At 41.2% G+C, this 3,141-nt stretch carries 3 protein-coding genes; 1 reads left to right on the forward strand and 2 read right to left on the reverse strand.

Annotation, left to right across the window (positions count from 1 at the left end):
- The first annotated feature begins 343 nt into the window (after positions 1-343).
- Complete coding sequence (locus tag IM479_RS11225) at positions 344-1,402, forward strand: potassium channel family protein (RefSeq protein WP_125732212.1); 1,059 nt, start codon at positions 344-346, stop codon at positions 1,400-1,402.
- On the opposite strand, the gene IM479_RS11230 is transcribed toward IM479_RS11225, so the two are convergent.
- The gene (locus tag IM479_RS11230) at positions 1,403-1,813 is read right to left on the reverse strand and encodes a PIN domain-containing protein (RefSeq protein WP_287078772.1); all 411 of its coding nucleotides are present in this window, start codon (positions 1,811-1,813) and stop codon (positions 1,403-1,405) included. It abuts the gene before it with no gap.
- Positions 1,810-2,775: a hypothetical protein gene (locus IM479_RS11235; protein WP_287685403.1), complete on the reverse strand. Its 966-nt coding sequence runs from the start codon at positions 2,773-2,775 to the stop codon at positions 1,810-1,812. Before IM479_RS11235 ends, IM479_RS11230 begins: the two co-directional genes overlap by 4 nt.
- Between the last annotated feature and the right edge of the window lie 366 nt (positions 2,776-3,141).

The raw sequence follows: 3,141 nt of genomic DNA on the forward strand, positions 1-3,141 counted from the left end.
ACCTTAGCCGTTAAGCTTCTATGCTGCTTGACCCGTCACCATTACATTTTCAAGGGCGATATTTGTTCCGAGGTACAAAGGAGCGGGAGGTTTCCGTGATCCCTGACGCGCTTTACCGCTTTCTGTATTCTAGCGAAATCCCTCGAAAGTGGAAAGGCTACCGCGTTAGTTTCATTTTGGTCGCGATTCATCTCCCTTTAAGCAAGGGCGGCTCTAACGGGAGTCCTCTCGCGACCTTGAGATAGGGGAAATTATAATCAAATCCGTCTGAGAAGGACGGGTTATTTAGATTAAAAACTGATTTTATTGTAATTTACTAGACAGTCTTAGGGGTGAATTTTGCTTGTCTATCAGTGAAGATAAATATCGTCGGCTGCGTCAGGAATTAATCGGGGGAATTTTTGCCCTGATTGTGGTATTTTTGCTGGGTACGCTTTGGTATCATCTGATCGAGGGTTGGAGTTGGCTAGATTCGGCCTATATGACGATTAGTACCCTCGCTACCGTCGGTTTTGGCGAAATTAATCCCCTAGGTGAACGGGGACGACTGTTTACAATGGTTTTGATCGTGATGGGAGTAATCACGATCGGTTATATTGTTAATCGCTTGACCGAAGCTTTAATTCAAGGCTATTTTCAAGAGGGACTCAAACAGAGACAGGAGAAACGCGTGATCGATCGACTATCGGAACACTATATCATCTGTGGTTTGGGTCGCACAGGCAGACAGGTGGCGATCGAATTTCACGCCGAAAATATTCCTTTTGTAGTCATTGATACAGACCCCCTACAGGTAAATCGGGCCAAAGAATTAAATTATATTGTTGTTCAAGGAGATGCCACCTTAGATAAATCTTTACAAATGGCAGGAATTGAACGCGCTATTTGTATTGTGGCCGCTTTAACTTCCGATGCGGAGAATTTATATACAGTTTTGTCTGCTAAAACTCTTAATCCGAAAATCCGCGCCATTGCTAGGGCCAGTACCGAGGAAGCAGTACAAAAATTACAACGGGCCGGGGCCGATGCGGTGGTATCTCCCTATATTACCGGCGGTAGAAGATTAGCGGCCGCAGCCCTACGACCCCAGGTGATGGATTTTGTTGATGGGATTTTAACCGGAACCGATCGATCGTTTTATATGGAAGAATTTTTAATCGATCCGAGGACTTGTCCCTGTGTCGGTTTAAGTCTTAGTCAAGCACATTTAAGATCTCGATCGGGGGCGTTAGTTTTGGCTATACGTCGGGCTGATGGTACGCTAATAGGGGGACCGACTGGCGATACGGAATTAATGGCCGGGGATCTGTTAATTTGTATGGGAACGGCCGAACAATTACGCAGTTTAACTCAGATTTTAATCCCTATGCGATCGGATGGTTTACGTTTACCGAAGCATTAGTTAAAGGGTCAATAAAAAATCTGCTGGTAGCATTGCGGGAACAGGGGAAACAGCAAAATCTCTTAGGTTTCGCGTTATGATTATTTCTAGCTTTTCCGATTCAGCAACGGCACTGGTAACGGCATCTTCAAAATCTTTCATCGGACTTGTCAATGCTTGCCTAATTATTGCATCTGTCACCCTAGCAACTTGCAAATTCTCTAGAAGACTTATCACCAATTTTCTTGAGAATTCTCTTCCGTTTTCTCTTGACAAAATATAATAAATATTAGTGACGGCATGACCAGAAATATATCCTTGAGTTTTACCTGTCTTAACTGTATTTAATGCTTGTACAGATGCTTGAAAATGTGGTTCACGCTTACCCAAAACATCTAGCAATACATCACTATCGAATAAGACTCGTTTCACCGATACTTCTCCACTAAATAATCAATATACGATTCTTTGGGGTCTTCTGAGCCTAAATCGACAACCCCCACTAAGTCTCTTGTCCAAGGATCAAGATCGCTTAAATCATCTGTTAGGGAATGAGAGGTAGTTTCTGAGGATACATTCTGACGAAAAACACGACCATATTCTAATGCTTTCTGAAAAGCCTCCTGATCAGAAATTGATCCAGAAAGATTATCTAACCAGTTTTCAGACGAAGATTTTTCAGTTTCCAAATCGACCAAACCTGTTAAATTTTGTCTAGAGGCATCAAGATCATTGAAATTATCTGTTAGGGAATGAGAAGTAGTTTCTGAGGATACATTCTTAGGATTAAATCGCTCTTGAATTCTGAAAATTATTAAACTATAATAGGCTCTCAGTTGTGTGACTAAACTTGATTTGTCAGTATCTTGGAAATATTCGGTTATAGTACGATTAGAAAACGAGAGAGCATTCTGAGCAAACTTTTTAATTTGCTCTAGTTCTGAATCGGCAAACATATCAATAAACACATCTATCGTTTCTGAGAGAATCAGTGAACCTTCCACCACTCTGATTAAATCGGCTTTTTCTTCACCAGTCCTTCCCTCATTGATCTTAGCAAGACCGCTAAATAATTGATTATAGGCAGTAATTTGATTAGTAAATTGGTCTATATATCGGATTAATTCCAGTGCTGAATCCTCATCTCTATACTGTTTCCATACCTGAAACCAGAGTTGATTAATTCGCCCAAATATATCGGCTCTTGCTTGATAAGTTTTAGAGTTATCCTTAACTCGATCGAGTAAAATCTTAGTTTCCTGTAGTAAATTATCCAGTATTATCCGATCAGAATCGGTGACAATTTTATCCAGTTTATCGGTAATCTCTTGTAGATTTTCTAACAAAATTTGTCCTAAATTTTCCCGTTCGACCGAACTTGGCAGACTATTCATCGTATTTAACGCTCCTAAGACTGAAGATCACACAGAAATGAGTAGTCAAAATCATCAGCCCTAAACCTCCATTGTAACAATTTTGGGGTCTGAAAGGGTGATTATAGTTACTATAGCCTCTGAGGGAGATAGATTGATTACTGTTCACTCTTAATTCCCCTGACTCGGAGACTACTGGCTCCTTGCTCCTCAATCTAGCGTCTGTGAGGAATTCAGAAATTGAGGTTGACATCCTCACCGCCGTAAACGGACGGTGATTCCCAAACCTCACGATTTGAGTTTCTGCTTCTTTCCCGAAGGATTTTTCGCACCTGCCTTAACAGATTTACTCTGTTCTGGTCTTATGGTCGCTCTACAGACTGACAC

This window comes from Microcystis sp. M165S2 (assembly GCF_020245885.1).
GTDB lineage: Bacteria > Cyanobacteriota > Cyanobacteriia > Cyanobacteriales > Microcystaceae > Microcystis.

What these genes read in the sequence shown, in the direction of transcription:
- IM479_RS11235 (WP_287685403.1), bottom strand. Translation starts at nt 2,775, where the DNA reads ATGAATAGTCTGCCAAGTTCGGTCGAACGGGAAAATTTAGGACAAATT.